The organism is Sinobaca qinghaiensis, assembly GCF_003610495.1.
In the GTDB taxonomy this organism is placed as follows: Bacteria; Bacillota; Bacilli; order Bacillales; family Marinococcaceae; genus Sinobaca; species Sinobaca qinghaiensis.
In genome coordinates, this window is record NZ_RAPK01000009.1 from 213,458 (window position 1) to 228,879 (window position 15,422).

15 protein-coding genes and 4 tRNA genes are annotated in these 15,422 nt (G+C 44.1%); 2 read left to right on the plus strand and 17 right to left on the minus strand.

Annotation, left to right across the window (positions count from 1 at the left end):
* Positions 1–7 precede the first annotated feature (7 nt).
* The 13 genes from ATL39_RS10850 to ATL39_RS10910 form a co-directional block, all read right to left on the minus strand.
* Complete coding sequence (locus ATL39_RS10850) at positions 8–1,591, minus strand: rhomboid family protein (RefSeq protein WP_120193384.1); 1,584 nt, start codon at positions 1,589–1,591, stop codon at positions 8–10.
* Positions 1,592–1,596: 5 nt separating this feature from the next.
* The gene (locus ATL39_RS10855; RefSeq protein ID WP_120193385.1) at positions 1,597–2,337 is read right to left on the minus strand and encodes an HAD family hydrolase; all 741 of its coding nucleotides are present in this window, start codon (positions 2,335–2,337) and stop codon (positions 1,597–1,599) included.
* A gap of 62 nt (positions 2,338–2,399) precedes the next feature.
* On the minus strand, positions 2,400–3,185 hold the full coding sequence (locus tag ATL39_RS10860; RefSeq protein WP_120193386.1) for a DUF92 domain-containing protein: 786 nt from the start codon (positions 3,183–3,185) through the stop codon (positions 2,400–2,402).
* A complete protein-coding gene (locus ATL39_RS10865) occupies positions 3,182–3,745 on the minus strand; it encodes a 5-formyltetrahydrofolate cyclo-ligase (RefSeq protein WP_120193387.1) in 564 nt (187 codons plus the stop codon). Before ATL39_RS10865 ends, ATL39_RS10860 begins: the two co-directional genes overlap by 4 nt.
* Before the next feature lie 108 nt (positions 3,746–3,853).
* Entirely contained in the window at positions 3,854–4,003 is a 150-nt protein-coding gene (rpmG, locus tag ATL39_RS10870) for a 50S ribosomal protein L33 (RefSeq protein ID WP_120193388.1), read from the minus strand.
* 125 nt (positions 4,004–4,128) lie between these two features.
* Positions 4,129–6,189, minus strand: coding sequence for a peptidoglycan D,D-transpeptidase FtsI family protein (locus ATL39_RS10875; RefSeq protein WP_245960972.1), 2,061 nt, complete (start codon positions 6,187–6,189; stop codon positions 4,129–4,131).
* 227 nt (positions 6,190–6,416) lie between these two features.
* Positions 6,417–7,028, minus strand: a complete 612-nt coding sequence (locus ATL39_RS10880) for a superoxide dismutase (protein ID WP_120193390.1) — start codon at positions 7,026–7,028, stop codon at positions 6,417–6,419.
* 230 nt (positions 7,029–7,258) lie between these two features.
* Positions 7,259–7,335: transfer RNA gene (locus ATL39_RS10885), tRNA-Ile, on the minus strand.
* A 6-nt stretch (positions 7,336–7,341) separates the two neighbouring features.
* Positions 7,342–7,417, minus strand: a tRNA-His gene (locus ATL39_RS10890).
* Positions 7,418–7,441: 24 nt separating this feature from the next.
* Positions 7,442–7,518: transfer RNA gene (locus tag ATL39_RS10895), tRNA-Met, on the minus strand.
* A gap of 3 nt (positions 7,519–7,521) precedes the next feature.
* A tRNA-Asn gene (locus ATL39_RS10900) sits at positions 7,522–7,596 on the minus strand.
* Positions 7,597–7,692: 96 nt separating this feature from the next.
* Positions 7,693–8,178: a DUF456 family protein gene (locus ATL39_RS10905; RefSeq protein WP_120193391.1), complete on the minus strand. Its 486-nt coding sequence runs from the start codon at positions 8,176–8,178 to the stop codon at positions 7,693–7,695.
* An 84-nt stretch (positions 8,179–8,262) separates the two neighbouring features.
* Positions 8,263–9,909 carry a Na/Pi cotransporter family protein gene (locus tag ATL39_RS10910; protein ID WP_170146910.1) on the minus strand — a complete coding sequence of 549 codons (1,647 nt, stop codon included), beginning with the start codon at positions 9,907–9,909 and terminating at the stop codon, positions 8,263–8,265.
* 194 nt (positions 9,910–10,103) lie between these two features.
* Here ATL39_RS10910 and ATL39_RS10915 point away from each other — a divergent pair, with 194 nt between their 5' ends.
* Positions 10,104–10,883 carry a DUF1189 domain-containing protein gene (locus ATL39_RS10915; RefSeq protein WP_120193393.1) on the plus strand — a complete coding sequence of 260 codons (780 nt, stop codon included), beginning with the start codon at positions 10,104–10,106 and terminating at the stop codon, positions 10,881–10,883.
* Positions 10,884–10,905: 22 nt separating this feature from the next.
* Here ATL39_RS10915 and ATL39_RS10920 read toward each other — a convergent pair whose 3' ends face one another.
* Positions 10,906–11,556 carry an NfeD family protein gene (locus ATL39_RS10920; RefSeq protein ID WP_120193394.1) on the minus strand — a complete coding sequence of 217 codons (651 nt, stop codon included), beginning with the start codon at positions 11,554–11,556 and terminating at the stop codon, positions 10,906–10,908.
* A gap of 186 nt (positions 11,557–11,742) precedes the next feature.
* A complete protein-coding gene (locus ATL39_RS10925; protein ID WP_120193395.1) occupies positions 11,743–12,639 on the minus strand; it encodes a DUF1002 domain-containing protein in 897 nt (298 codons plus the stop codon).
* 306 nt (positions 12,640–12,945) lie between these two features.
* On the opposite strand from ATL39_RS10925, the gene ispG reads away from it, so the two are divergent.
* The gene (ispG, locus tag ATL39_RS10930) at positions 12,946–14,058 is read left to right on the plus strand and encodes a flavodoxin-dependent (E)-4-hydroxy-3-methylbut-2-enyl-diphosphate synthase (protein ID WP_120193396.1); all 1,113 of its coding nucleotides are present in this window, start codon (positions 12,946–12,948) and stop codon (positions 14,056–14,058) included.
* Positions 14,059–14,140: 82 nt separating this feature from the next.
* On the opposite strand, the gene ATL39_RS10935 is transcribed toward ispG, so the two are convergent.
* Together ATL39_RS10935 and ATL39_RS10940 are read right to left on the minus strand one after the other, a co-directional pair.
* Entirely contained in the window at positions 14,141–14,575 is a 435-nt protein-coding gene (locus ATL39_RS10935) for a Fur family transcriptional regulator (RefSeq protein ID WP_120193397.1), read from the minus strand.
* Complete coding sequence (locus tag ATL39_RS10940; RefSeq protein ID WP_120193398.1) at positions 14,572–15,411, minus strand: metal ABC transporter permease; 840 nt, start codon at positions 15,409–15,411, stop codon at positions 14,572–14,574. The genes ATL39_RS10935 and ATL39_RS10940 overlap by 4 nt, the downstream gene beginning before the upstream one ends.
* Positions 15,412–15,422: the final 11 nt, after the last annotated feature.

The window sequence follows — 15,422 nt, forward strand, 5'->3', positions numbered from 1 at the left end:
TTCTTTCTCAGGAAATCTCCTTCAGCCTTTCTTCAACCAGGCCAAAATCCAGTTCCTCTCCCGATGGCCGGTCCCCGGCAGTTCTCTTTGCTTCACTAAGAGCCTCTTCCGCTTCGTCCGGCATGGCAAGCTCAATATAAGTTAATGCAAGATTATAATACGCTTCCGCAAATTCAGGTTCCATTTCGATGGTCTGCTCAAAGTACCTGCCCGCTTCTTCGTAATTTTCTAAATACGATTCTGTATATCCAAGCAAAAATAAAGTCTGCGCATCTTCTGTTTCGCTGTTTTCTAAAGTATTCAGGAGAAGATCTCTTGCTTCTTCATATTCGCCCTCTTCAGCAAGGTCTCTTGCCATCTGCTGGTCCATTGCAGCCGATCCTGCTTTATTTTCGTTGTTCATCCCAAACCAGTAGAGACCGAACGTTAAAGCTGCCGTTCCTATTAACAGGGGAAGCTGTGTTTTTCTGCGGCCGCTTTTTGGAAGGTGGACTGCCCCGGCTGCCAGAAATCCGCCTATCAGCCCGCCAATATGGGCTCCATTATCAATAGCCGGCACAACGAATCCAAAAACAAGGTTAATAGCCAGGATAACAAGCACGTTAAATCCCATCGTCCGAAAAAACAATTTCTTGTGCATCCAGCCAAAATACAGAAGTGCCCCAAAACATCCGAAAATAGCACCTGATGCCCCGGCTGACACTTGTTCGTTAAAAGAAAAGCTGGCCAATGAACCTACTACAGCGGCTGCAGCGTATATAAACAAAAAACGGGTCGTTCCAAAAATCCGTTCTACAGCTCCTCCGAGATAAAATAACGCCAGCGAGTTCATAAAAAGATGCAGAAAACCAATATGAAGAAAAGCAGCTGTCAGAAGTCTCCACCATTCTCCGTCCATAATAGCTGGATTATATTTTGCCCCGTATTCAATTAATACAGCCATATTCATACTGCCGCCGGACTGCTCCAGCAGAAAAAACATCACAAAAATAGAAGCAAGCAGCGCATAAGTCAGCAGCGGCTTTCCATAAAAGAAAAGGCTCCGCTCTTTGTTGTCAATTTCCTCCTGCTGCCTTTCCACTTCTTCTCTGTATATACGTGTCCGGGCTTTAAGCTCCTCCTCCGGTTCCCCGGCATTCCAGGGAGACGGTTCTTCAATCCAGTCTGCTTTTTTATTTAATACAGCTTCCAGCACGCCATCAGGCGAATCCGCTATTCCTCTCTGGCCGTCGTTTGACAGCAGAAAGGACTGCTCGAAAACTTTGGACTGCAGTACTGCTTTGAATGGAGCATCCATATCCACGGGGGGATAGGAAGTTATATATACGTTATAAAAATGGACCTTCCTTGTTCCCAGTGCTTTTTTTATTGCCGGTGCTGCTTTTTCCGCTTCCAGCTGGTCTTTTTCAAGCAGGTTGAACCAGTCATACTCAACCCGGGCAATGCGCACCATTACCGTTCCTTTTTCTGTTTCTTTCTCCAGCCATATTTGTTTCTTATCTTTACTTCTTTCAAAAACCCTGAAGCGTTCATGGACGACTAACCGATGAATAAATTTCCAGTATAGGTGGGTTTGCAGGGCAATATTCATGATAGTTATCCTCCTGGTTTTATCCGGTTACTAATCAAACGGGCCGCATCCTTAAAATGCTCATATTCAGCAAGCGGGGATCTCCCTTCCTGCCTTGGTTCTTTTCTTGTGTTCAAGTAAATACTTTCCATGCCTGCATCCATGGATGCCTGAACATCCAGCGCCCAGGAATCTCCGACATAGAGGGTACGGGAGGGAATGCTGCCTGTTTTACTAAGTACAGAGGTGAATATTTCCCGGTCCGGTTTTCCCACGCCCATTTCTTCTGAAATATACACCCGCTCTTTCGGTATATACTTTTCCACGTGAAGCGCTTTCCATTTATCCAGCTGTGTTATTCTATTTCCATTCGTAATAATCCCCAGATAAACCCCCGTTTGATATAGTTCTTCAAACAGCTCTTTCATACCGGTGTAAGGTTCTACGAATTTAGATACTTCTTTTTCGTACTGATCGTGAAAAAGCTTTGCTTCTTTTTCATTCATTTCGATATTATAGTGATTCATCGTTTCGATAAATCGTTTCATACGATACTCAGAATACGTTAATGTATCCTTCTCCATTTCTTTCCATAGTTCATCGCAGTAATGTTTAAACGTAGAAAACCATTCTTTTTCATCTATATGCTGCAGTTTTTTATCCGTGCGGTATCTTTGTTGAAACGTGTAAATAATTGATTTTTCAAAAGCCAGCTCATGGCTGTATAATGTGTTATCCAAATCGAAAAAAATACTTTGCCACCTCATAATGTCCCCCTCTTTGCTTCTTTATTATAGCAGGGGTTTCCGCTATTTTCGACTTTTGTCATTCAACGTATAAGCCACATGACAGCAAGACAAATTCCTCCCCCGGTTAATGTACAGATCATATTAACCGCTTCATTATCCGCCCATTTCCAGCCTCCTGCCTGTATAGTGTCAGCGCCGCAGTGTGATTGCTTTTCGGTTATCAGCCCGCACCGCCGGCAGCGATAAGTTACCTGAAAAAAAGCTCCCGCTGCGGTGTCCATTACATTACCGGCAAATCCTGCCGCTGTAATAATCAAAGCCACGGTATAAATGGAAGGGAGATAGGAGGAAAATAAAAACGCCGCGGCTCCTCCTATTAAAGAAGCTCCTAAAAATGCAGCTCCTGTTCCCGCCGCTGTAACAGCGCCTGAAGTTCCAGCAGGCACCCTGCGGCCTCGGGGAAGAAGATACGCGCGGCTCTTTGCACGACTGCCCCATTCAGAGGCCCAGGTATCTGAAGCTGCTGCTGCAAGTGCTCCAGCAAAGGCTGCTATCCAAAGCTCGTTCCCGGTAATGGAATAGAACAGAGCACTAACAGCCGCTGCCCCTCCATTTGCAAAAACCTGGGAAGCTCTTCTAGCCCCTCCGCCCGCATTAATTTCTTCCGCTTTCTTATTATCCGGAAGAAGCGAAAACATCGAAGCAGTCACAAAAAAAAGCAGCAGCAGAGAAAACCCCTGCCAGCCTAAGCCAAACCAGATAACACTTCCTAGTAAAGCCGCTGCAAGAGCTCCTCCAAATGTTAAGGCTGCCGCTTTATAGGCAGCTGCAGCTGCCCCGAAAATTAAAATATAAACCGGGATCATATATAAATAACTCCCTCTTCAGTAACTACAGCCTGTACAGGTATATCATGCGCCTCTCTCGGAACACGTTCAATAAGCTGATAGCTGAAAGCAAGAGAACAGGTGCAGGCACGACAGTCTTCCAGAAAACGGTCATAATAACCGCCTCCGAATCCAATTCGATAACCCTCTCTATCAAATACCATTCCCGGTACGATAACCATGTCAAATTTGTTTTTATCCCATTCCTGCTTATTATGAGTCTGCGGTTCCATAATTCCCGCAAATCCTTCTTCTAATTCATGCATCGAGTCCATACTATAAAAATGAAGCGAGCGTTGCATAGGATCGACCTTCGGGACCGCAATCTGCTTTTGTTCCTCCCATGCTTTTTCAATTAGAGGCATTGTATCAATTTCCCTGCCTGTTGATAATGTAACCGCCACCCGGTCCGATTTCTTCCACATATCAGAAGCAAATAAATGTTCATATACATAACTCTGCATTGTATGGTGCAGTACTGGTGTTAATGATTTAGAATGCTGATAGATCTGCTCTCTGAGTTTTCTTTTATCGTTCATTGTTTCCTCCTTGACGTAACTGCTTAAACTATCATTATATCGCTAATCCATTCAAAAACAGCTTATTTTTTCCAAAAAAAATAAGCAGAGGAGATAATCTCCTTCTGCTTATTTTGTTTCGCGGTGGATCGTATGCTTTCTTAAACGCGGGCTGTATTTTTTCATTTCAATACGCTCTGGGTTTGTGCGCTTGTTTTTAGAAGTCATGTAATTACGATCTCCTGTTTCCGTGCAGGCCAGGGTAACTTGTACTCTCATAACAATATCCCTCCCCTTTCTTTATCTTCAATCATACTTAACAATGATAGCAAATACCTTCTCGTCTATCAAGTGTTTTTTCTTTTCAGCTTTTCAGTTAGGGAAGCTGGAGAAAAACAGAATCCTTATTCTTCCGTTTCTTCTCCTGTTTCTTCTTCCTGCTGCTCAATTACTTCTTCATTTTCTGCATCAACTTCCGGCCGTTCTTCTTTAAGTTCAAAGTAGGCATCCATGGCCTGGCGTGCGATCGTATTCGCTACCCCGTTCCGGCCGCCGTTTTCTTCGAGATAGGTATAGGGCACAATTACCGCTATAGCTACTTCAGGATTGTCATAGGGGGCATACCCGACAAATGCCTGGTTTACGGCATTGTTTACCAGTTCTCCTGAGCCTTCGCTTCTAACCGTTACCTGGGCTGTTCCTGTTTTTCCCGCTACTTCGTAAGGAGCATCACCGAAGTAGCTCCGTGCCGTACCGCTGGAACCTTCCACGACTTCAAGCATTCCTTCCTGAGCCATATCTATATATTCATCATCAACACTTAATTTGTTCATAATGGAGGGCTGGATCTGCTGGGAAATCGAGCCCATATTACTTTTATCGGGATTGGACTGGCGCACTTCTTTAACAAAATGAGGCTCAATCCGGTAGCCGTCGTTGGCAATCGTCGCTACATACTGCGCCAGCTGCATCGGCGTATACGTATCAAACTGGCCGAAGCTCAAGTAGAGAAGATTTCCCGGATTTCCGTATCCACCTGAAATTCCGGCAGATTCTGACGGAAGATCAATGCCTGTTTCTGTGCCAAGGCCGAATTGATTATAGTAATACCGCATCGTATCGTAGGCTTCCTGCACCTTATCAGAGTTAAACGTACCTCCACGTTCGTAATCAGCCAGCCTCATCGCAATTTCCGACATATAAATATTGGAAGACTTCTCTAAGGCGCCGAGGTAGTTAACACTTCCAATAGTGTCAGAGGCTGAGCTGATATCAGAACTCCCTGGAAGGCTGATCGGCGTATCGTTAATGTACGTATCCGCCGTTACGACTCCTTCCTGCAGACCCGCCATCACGGTTGCCATTTTAACAGTTGAACCCATTTCAAATGAGCTGCTGACTGTACCCACCTGGTTCTGATAGCCGGATGCCGCAAGAATTTCCCCTGTGCTCGGTTCAATCATAACCGCATAGGCATCTTCATCATTTACGAAGTTGCCGGACTGGCCGCCTACCTGTTCATCTACAATGGTTTCCAGATCCTGCTGCAGTGCCATATCTACTGAAAGAACCAGGTCGTTCCCACGGCTTCCGGTCGTTTCCGCCCCATTACCTGCCGCTTCTTCTGAATCAAGCAATTCTCCTTTGACACCGCGGAGCGCACTTTCGTATTCCTCTTCCAGAAAGCTCGTACCTACTAAATCAGAGCGGTCATAGCCAAGCGCCAGGTATTCATCGATTGTTTCGCGTGGAATAGAGCCTACAGAACCAAAGAAGCCCGGGAAAGATTCATCAAACACATACTGTCTGTTTGAATCTCTTAGTAAATCGACTCCCGGCAGTTCCTCGAGGCGTACGCTTATTTCATGCGCTTCTTCTCTTGTTAAATTCTCTTTTACCCGCTGCGGTGAATCATTATAGCCTGAGATCATTTCCCGCCAAACGGCTACGACTTCAAGCTCCGTACCCTGAATATCGCTCAGCTGTTCATCGGTAATCTTTTCAAGCTGCAGATCATATGGATCTACACCGTCTTCTGATGCTGACGCCATTTCTTCTTCAGAAAGAAGAGACTCTGCTTCTTCTTCTCTTGTAAGAAGCCAGTAGTCTTTTAAATCTCTATCCGTAATTCCCTCTGTGTCCATTTCCAGATATCCGCTCAGCTTTTCAGCAATATCCAGTCTTTCTTCATCAGAAACGCTTGAGGAATTGGTATATGTAAGAGAAAGAATAAGCTGATTATCTACGGCAATTTCACCATTTCTATCGTACATAACGCCGCGCGGAGCATCGATTCTTGTTACCGGCTCGCTCGCCTCTTCGAGGTCACGCTCATACGTATCCCCCTGAACAATTTGTATAAACCCCAATCTTAGTATTAATGCGGAAAAAAGTATAAACACTGCAAAAAAGAGCACATTTAGTCTTTTAGGAAGATGACTTTTTCTATTTTTTCTTGACGCCACTGCAATCCCTCTTTCTTTCATACAAGCTGCTGTTATTCAGACTTACTGCCGTCCTGGCACGTACCCTGATTTTACCATACTCTATGTACGATAAAAAGAAAGCAGGCGGTTCATCTTTCTACAATGAAGACTGAAAACAAAAAAAGATACCGGTTATCTTGGTTAGATAGCCGGTACCTTTTTTATTCAGCAAAGCTTTATTGCTTCAGCCGGGTGTATATTATTACTTATTTTGCTTCAGAATAACGCTTTTCTACTTCGTTCCAGTTAATAATGTTCCAGAATGCGTCAATATATTCAGGACGACGGTTCTGGTATTTAAGATAGTATGCATGCTCCCATACATCCAGTCCTAAAATTGGAGTTTTGCCTTCCATGATTGGTGAATCTTGGTTAGCAGTGCTCATAATTTCAAGCTCTCCGCCGGATACTACAAGCCATGCCCAGCCGGATCCGAATCGACCAGTTGCTGCTGCTGCAAATTCTTCCTGGAACTTCTCGAAGCTTCCGAACTTGCTTTCAATCGCACTTGCAAGCTCTCCGCTTGGCTTTCCGCCGCCGTCCGGGCTGAGGATCTGCCAGAAGAATGTGTGGTTAGCGTGGCCGCCGCCGTTATTTCTAACTGCCGTGCGGATATCTTCAGGAATAGCATTAAGATCTCTAATAAGGTCTTCTACATCTTTACCTGCAAGATCGTCGTGACCTTCCAATGCTGCGTTAAGCTTAGTAACATACGTATTGTGGTGCTTATCGTGGTGAATCTGCATCGTTGTTGCGTCTACATGAGGCTCTAGTGCGTTTTCTGCGTAAGGTAGTTTTGGTAGTTCATAATTTGCCAATTAAATCTCCTCCTTGGAATGTAAACGTGTAATGAAACTAGAATGATATAACCGTTAAGCTATATATAACATAAATAAATGTAACAAATCAGTCACAATATTACAATCATAACGATCTGCTGCCATTTATTTCTATTGTACACATTAACTCCTATACCCAGCACCAAAAATTTTTAAACTAAAGAAAACACAAAAAAAGCACACGGCTGTGTGCTTTTGAACATTCATAATGGTGGACCCTGTAGGACTCGAACCTACGACCGGACGGTTATGAGCCGTCTGCTCTAACCAACTGAGCTAAGGGTCCTTCACATGGGGCGGCTGATGGGAATCGAACCCACGAATGCCGGAACCACAATCCGGTGCGTTAACCACTTCGCCACAACCGCCATGTAAGTATTCTTTTTTAAATATGGTAGCGGCGGAGGGGATCGAACCCCCGACCTCACGGGTATGAACCGTACGCTCTAGCCAGCTGAGCTACACCGCCATATGGCTCCACAGGCAGGATTCGAACCTGCGACCGATCGGTTAACAGCCGATAGCTCTACCACTGAGCTACTGTGGAATATCCTGTTATTATGTAAGAATGTCTTCTAACAGCGACATTTATCATAATATCACGATAATATTGGAACGTCAATGCTTATTTTTAATCAAACGATCAGGAAAAAATAAGGTACAAAAGATAAATGCCATTTCCTGCAAGAAGCACGCCTTTTAGTACAACGCTTACGAGAAACCCCGCCAGAGAACCGGCTCCTACCCGTCCCAGCTTCTGCCATGACTTTTCGCCGGATATCATTTCACCAATAATGGCTCCTGCAATAGCTCCGATTAGAACGCCGACAATGGGGATAATAAATGGGCCGACAATTAAGCCGATAACGCTTCCCCAGGTGGCCGCTTTCGACCCGCCGGTTCGTTCTATTCCATAATACTGTACGGCATAATCAATGATAAACAACAGCGCGGCAATAATAATCTGGCTTATCCAGAACCAGGCTGACAAGGTACCAAACCCCTGCGCCGCAGCAATTAATATAATGGCTGCAATATAGAATATGCCTCCCGGCACAATCGGGTAAATTAAAGCCGCCAAAGCAAGCGCGTAGGCAATAAATGCCAGTGTATAAAAGATATAATCCATTTTTTCCTCCCTTTTAAAAACGTCCACTGCCCTTTTTGTTAATAAAAAGGCAGTGGACGAAGTCAATTATTTAAATTATACGTATTATTCGCGTTCCTGTAAAACAGCTTCTGCAATATTCACACTGTGATCGCCGATTCGTTCCAGATTACTGATAATATCTACAAAGACAATACCAGCTGAGCCGGAGCAGCGGCCTTCGTTCACACGCAAAATATGCTTTTTACGGAGTTTACGCTCCATTTTATCGATTTGTTCTTCCTGCTTAACTACCTCTCTGGCAGCTTCCTGAGCTTCTTCCTGGTTGTCATTTTCCAATGCGCTGACCGCATTGTGCAGTGTTTTAATAGTTAAATCAAACATTTCTTCCATATCAGTATAGGCATCCTCAGACATGGATACTTTGTTTGTCATTTGATAATCCACAAGTTCCATTACGTTTTCCATGTGGTCTCCGACCCGTTCGATATCCCTTACCGTATCCATGAGCATGGAATGGAGCTTGGAATTCTCATCGGAAAGCGACCGCTGGGAAATCAAAATCAGATAATCCGTAATTTTGCGGTCCAGATTATTAATTGCTTCTTCAAACTGCACGGTAAGCTCTGCATGACGCTTATGATTTGTCTTTAAATATTTATGGGATTCAATTAATCCCTTTTCGGCAAATTCCGCCATTCGAAGCGTCTCTGCTTTAGCCTGGCCCAGTGCTACACCAGGGGAGCGCTGAATGAAAGAAGGATCCAAATGCTGTGCTTTGTATTCAATTTCTGTGTCCTGTCCCGGAATCAGCTTTGTCACGATAATTGCAAGTACGGCGACAAAAGGAAGCTGAATGATCGTATTCGACACGTTAAAAATACCGTGTGCGAAAGCAATCGTCATTGGTGCATTTAAGTTTAGGGATTCCTGAATGCTTCCTATCATTGCTGTATAAGGCACAATTAATATAATAACAATCGTTGCCCCGATTACGTTGAATATAACGTGAGTCAGTGCAGCACGTTTTGCCGCAAGAGATGCACCAAGAGAAGCCAGTACTGCGGTAATGGTTGTCCCAATATTATCACCAAACAGTACAGGCAGTGCTGCCGCAAGTTCTATAGCTCCCTGATCGTAAAGCTCCTGAAGCAGTCCAATGGAAGCAGACGAGCTTTGTACTAATACGGTAAATACGGTTCCAATTAACACACCCAAAATTGGGTTTTCACTTACGCTGATAGTCAAGTCACGGAAAGCCGGCAGACCTTCAAGCGGCTCAACGCCGTCTCCCATAAGAGAAAGACCAAAAAATAATGCCCCGAAGCCAAAAATGGCCTGGCCGATATTGTTTATCTTTTTATTTTTGAAGAAGAAAATTAATACGGTTCCTATGAATATAATAGGAAGTGCATAGTCTTCAATTTTGATACCGATAATAAAGGCTGTAACGGTCGTACCAATGTTGGCACCCATAATAACACCGATGGCCTGGGAAAGCGTCATGAAACCGGCGTTTACTAACCCGATGGTTAAAACTGTTGTTCCCGTACTCGTCTGTATAAGTATGGTGACAACTATTCCGGCTAAAACCCCCATTACCGGGTTACTCGTAAATTTATCGAGAATATCCCTTAATTTATCCCCTGCGATTTTCTGCAGGCCGTCCCCTAAATATTTAATACCAAATAGGAAAACACCTAATCCCCCGAAAAAAGTAAATAAAATCGTTTGAAGATCCAACACCCTCATCCCTTCGTTTTAAAAATTCCCCTAAGGCAAACCTTAATCAGCGTACTTGTTTAATATTGAGTAAAGATTGAGCTTTTGTAAAGATTATATTACATTTTATTTTTTCGTTTATTTCTGCCGTTTATCCAGGCCATATTGTGGCTTGTTTCCATTTGCGTTAGAATAAGCCTCGCAGGCTACAAAGGAGGCGGCAGATGTCTATGATTCAACTATTTATTAAAAGTTTATATTCCCCCCTTCACATTGCACGATTTCGTTTTCAAAAAATAACCAGAACTATTCTTTATATTTTCTTCCTGATGGCTCTGGCCAGTATACCAGCCGGTATCGCTTTGTCCCAGTCACTTTCACATGTATCGGATGAACTTGATACCCTTCTGCAGGAAGATGTTCCCGATTTTAGTATTGAAAACGGAGAGCTTATAAGCGAAGCGGAAGGTCCGCAGACTATCGGCGAAGGCGGCCGGGAGCTGATATTTGACCCCAGCGGCGAAGTCACGGCTGAAGAAATGGCCGCGTCCGGCCAGTCGGCGCTTCTTCAGGAAGAAGTAGTAATTGGTTCGGGTGATAACAGCCAGGTCTATTCCTACAGCCAGGCAGGCAGTATTTCTTTTACAAAGCAGGAGCTTTCTAATTTGGCCGCGTCCCTGCAGGATGTATTTTATATTTTGATCCCTGTGGCTGTTGTTGGATTATACTTATTAAATACAACACTTAAATTTATTGGTATATTTGCGCTTTCCGTGTTTGGGCTGATGATTCGAAAAGCTTCACCTATTCCGTTAAGTTATCGATTTATCTGGATCATGAGTGCTTTTGCGGTCACGCTGCCGACTATGATTATTGCGCTTTTGGACCTGTTTCCGTTTCAAATACCGGCAGGGTTCACGATTTACTGGGTTATAGCATTCTTTATGCTGTACCGCGCCTTCCGTTCCCTTCCCCGCCCAAAAAAAAGCAGCAGTCCGGCTTAGATGCCGTTCTGCTGCTTTTCTTTTAAGAAGAAGTCTGTGAAGCCTGCTCCATCTTTTTAATTAAAATTCTCGTCCCGTCGGCAGACACCACTTCGATGTCGACTCCGGCTTCTATCCACTGGCCGCCGCTGGTGGCACTGTAACGCTCTCCTTCTACTTCAATTGTCCCTGTCGGTCTGAAAGCAGTCAGTGCCTTTCCTTTTTTACCGATCAGTTCCTTGTAGGACTCGTTCATGGAGTTGTAACCGGAATCGCTGCTGAGCTTATCCTTAAGCGTAAGCTTGTCCCAAAGTCCTCTTCTTGGGAAGACTTTTAAAAACACGAGCGCTCCGACAATACCGAGCAGAAATCCGAATACTGCCAGCACTCCGTACAAAATACCCGGAGTAGGAACCGCTACACTCAAACTCATCAGTATAATACCAATCACTCCGAACGTGCCGTCCCCTGTCACTTTGCCGTCGAAAATAATGAGCATCAATCCGCCGGCATATAAAGCTAAAATCCATATGCTGGCTGCCCCTTCAATATGATGGGCAAAATATAATGTAATAAAGGCCAGTCCCAAAATACCGAATAAACCCTTTGTTTTTACGAGCAGTTCACCTATAAGAAACAATGTCGCGAGAAAGACGACGATAAAACCGACGCTTGCCTGATCGAGCCATTCCATTCCTTTCAGCTCCTTCGTTTTCATCTGGTTGTCTATATACTACGATTTTACCGTTGTTAGGTTTCAGATTCAATTTATCTCTTTTTTATATTGGAAATATTTTTAAAATAGAGCGCTCTTTTCATTGAAAAAAGAGAGAGTCTTTTAAAAGACTCTCCCACATGTTTACTATTATATTTAGTTTATTCAGCTGTTGGATTCCGATTCCTCGGAACCACCGAACAGAGAATCAATAATGCCATTAATAAATTCCAGAAAACCTGCAAAGAAAGACTGTGTTTCTTCGCTATTTACAAATCCGCCGATATTATCCTGAACTTTGCTGATTTCATCCTGTACCTGATTCCAGTCAACATTCAAGTCCTTCATCCGGTCGAACAGAGACACCAGGCCGTCTGTCTGCTCCTGGGTTAATTCGATGTTCATGTCCACCGCAATATTTTGAATCAGAACACGGATATCTTCAGAGCTTTCGATATTCTGTTCGCTGATCTCCTGTTTAACTCTCGTAATTAATTCTGTTGCTTCTTCAGTACCGATGCTTTCTCCAAGCTCCGCAGTTTTAACCACTTCTTCATTGGCTACCTGCTTCTGCTCTTCCGGAATGGTTACATCGTTCTGCACTTCGTACGCTTTTAAAATACCAGTCAGGGCCCCGGTTCCTGATACATCCATCGGTGCTGTTACATATACTTCTGCATCTTCCACCCCTGCAGTAATCATGGCATTGGCGTACATAGCTTCTGATATTTTAGTTATGTTGGTCGTTTCCACATCAATTCCGTCACCGGATCCCGCAGTTGTAATCTTAGCGGAAGAAAGGGCTCTTGTGCCTATATCGGCGGCGCTCATGTAATCGCCCAGGTATTCATGCTCCTCTTCATTGGATACCGTAATCGTTTCCACTTCAGAACCAGCATCCATTTCGTTTAACAGCTGATCCCGTTGTTCTGATGTTAAATCTTCGCCGAGAGTGATAATTTCATCTCCCTCTGCTGAATCAGCAAGAGCCCCCGCCGCTGGAAACGTCAGCATAATCGCCGCAGCAACTCCCGCCGCTGTGAATGTTTTTTTTCTGTTCATGTTGTTCTCTCCTTTTATGATCGTGCTTGTTTTCTGCTTTTTACGGTGCAGGCAGTTCCCTGCTGCCTTTTATGTGTACAGGAACATTTGTGTTCCATACCATTAGTCGATGCTTTTTTTATTTGGTTACACTTCTGATATGAAAAAGAAGCTCAAAACAACCTTTAAACAGATATGCTTGCCAAACAGATTCAAACGCTGATACAATGGCAATGCATAAGATTTGGTTACGATTGGTGTGTATTGTACAATGCATACTTTAGACTGGACCGAAAAATTTATTAATCTGAAGGGGCGAATGGATACATGAGCCAAGTAACGCATCGTTCCAAAACAAGACCAGTAAATGTAGGAAATCTGGTTATTGGCGGCAATGATGAGATCATCATTCAAAGCATGACAACGACTAAAACACATGACGTAGAAGCAACTGTCAAAGAAATTGACCGATTAGTAGAAGCAGGCTGCCAAATCGTCCGCGTAGCATGTCCAGACATGCGTGCAGCTGAGGCTATTCCTGAAATAAAAAAGCGTATTACTATTCCGTTAGTAGTAGACATTCATTTCGATTACCGCCTTGCGCTTAAAGCTATCGAAGGCGGCGCAGATAAAATACGCATCAATCCAGGTAACATCGGAAAACGCGAAAAAGTGGAAGCAGTCGTAAAAGCGGCTAAAGCAAAAGGCATTCCTATTCGTATCGGTGTAAACGCCGGTTCACTGGAAAAGAAAATTCTCGATAAATACGGCTACCCTACTGCGGATGGCATGGTAGAAAGTGCCCTTTATCATATCAGTATTCTGGAAGAACTGGACTTTCATGATATTATCGTATCGATGAAAGCGTCTGATGTTCATTTGGCTATTGAAGCCTACGAAAAGGCTTCTAAAGCTTTTGATTATCCGCTTCACCTTGGTATTACCGAGTCAGGCACCCTTTTTGCCGGTACGGTAAAGAGTGCAGCAGGCCTTGGTGCTATTGTGAATATGGGTATCGGAAATACAATGCGTATTTCTTTAAGTGCAGACCCTGTAGAGGAAATTAAAGTAGGCCGGGAGCTTTTAAAAACCTACGGCCTTGCGGCGAATGCAGCCACTCTTATTTCCTGCCCTACCTGCGGACGCATTGAAATTGACTTAATCAGCATTGCCAATGATATAGAAGAATATATTTCCACGATTAAAGCACCGATCAAAGTAGCCGTGCTCGGCTGCGCCGTAAACGGTCCGGGTGAAGCCCGCGAAGCCGATATCGGTATTGCCGGTGCCCGCGGTGAAGGTCTTCTCTTCCGTCACGGAGAAATCATCCGTAAAGTGCCGGAAGAAATAATGGTCGATGAACTGAAAAAAGAAGTCGACAAAATTGCAGAAGAACATTATAAAAAAGAAGCAGAAAAAGCAGCTTCCCTTACTAAATAATAAAATGCCCCGCCGGGATGGACCCGGCAGGGCATTTTATTTATAGAAAAACAGCGCACCCGGCTGATGGGTGCGCTGTTTTTTATGCGGTCACTTTTGACTTTGCCTGGCATTCCTCGCAGTAGCCGTATATCTCGAACTTGTGAGAGGTAACGGCAAAATCAGATTCTACGTTTTCTTCAAGCCAGTCCATCGGGCAGGAATGAATATGCTTTGTTTTGCCGCAGTCTAAACAGATCAAATGATGGTGATGCTGCGTCGTCGCACAGCTGAAACGAAATTTTTTCTCACCGTCCAGCTCCGTCATTTCCAATATTTCTTTTTCTGCAAACAATGATAGATTACGGTACACGGTGTCAAAACTCACGCCGGGGTAATTTTTCTGAAGTTCCACGAGTACATCCTTCGCGGATAGATACCGCTTTTCCTTGGAAAACAGTTCCAGCATTTGTTCGCGTTTGCCTGTATATTTAAATCCATCTTTTTTTAACTGGTTCAACGCCTGTTCTACGTTCATGCAAATCTCTCCCTTTTTCTCATAGACTTCAGCCGTTTTCCTGCCAATACCGCAAGCAGAAGAACAGCGGAAAGCACAACAATCATACCTCCGGTAGCAATATTAAACTGATATGAAAAATAAACCCCTGCCAGAACGGCCGCCTCCCCAAACAGGACGCTGAGCAGAAGAAGCTTTTTAAAGCTTTTGGCTACGTTCAGCGCGGCGGCTACGGGAAGAGCAATCAGCGCTCCAACTAGTAAAATACCTACCACCTTCATAGACATGGAGATCACAAGCGCTATTAATAACGAAAACAAAAAATTTACTTTTTTCAAAGGAATGCCGGAAACTTTTGCAAACTCCTGATCAAATGAGACAGAAACAAATTCTTTAAAAAATAAAGCTAAAATCAGAATGACAAGTCCGGCTGTAGCAATAATAAACCAAAGATCCTCCATCCGGACAGATACGATACTTCCGAAAAGATATTCGTACCATTCTGTATAGCCGCTGCCGGAGGCGCTCATTATCACTGCACTCAGTCCCACCCCGGCAGATAAAATAATCGGAGCAGCAAGCTCCTGAAAGCGATCGTATATTTGGCGGAGTTTTTCAATCAGCAGGGAACCAAGCAGGGCAAATAAAAATCCCGTATACATCGGACTTATGTCGGTAACCGTCCATACCTGCCCCATCAAAACCCCTGCCGAGATTCCTGTGAGCGTCACATGGGAAAGCGACTCTGAAATAATCGTAGAGCGCCTGACGGCAAGAAACACACCGACCATGGGGGCGATGGCACCTACAAGCAGGGCAGCAACGATTCCGCGTTCTATAAATGATAACTCTAACATGACATCAACTC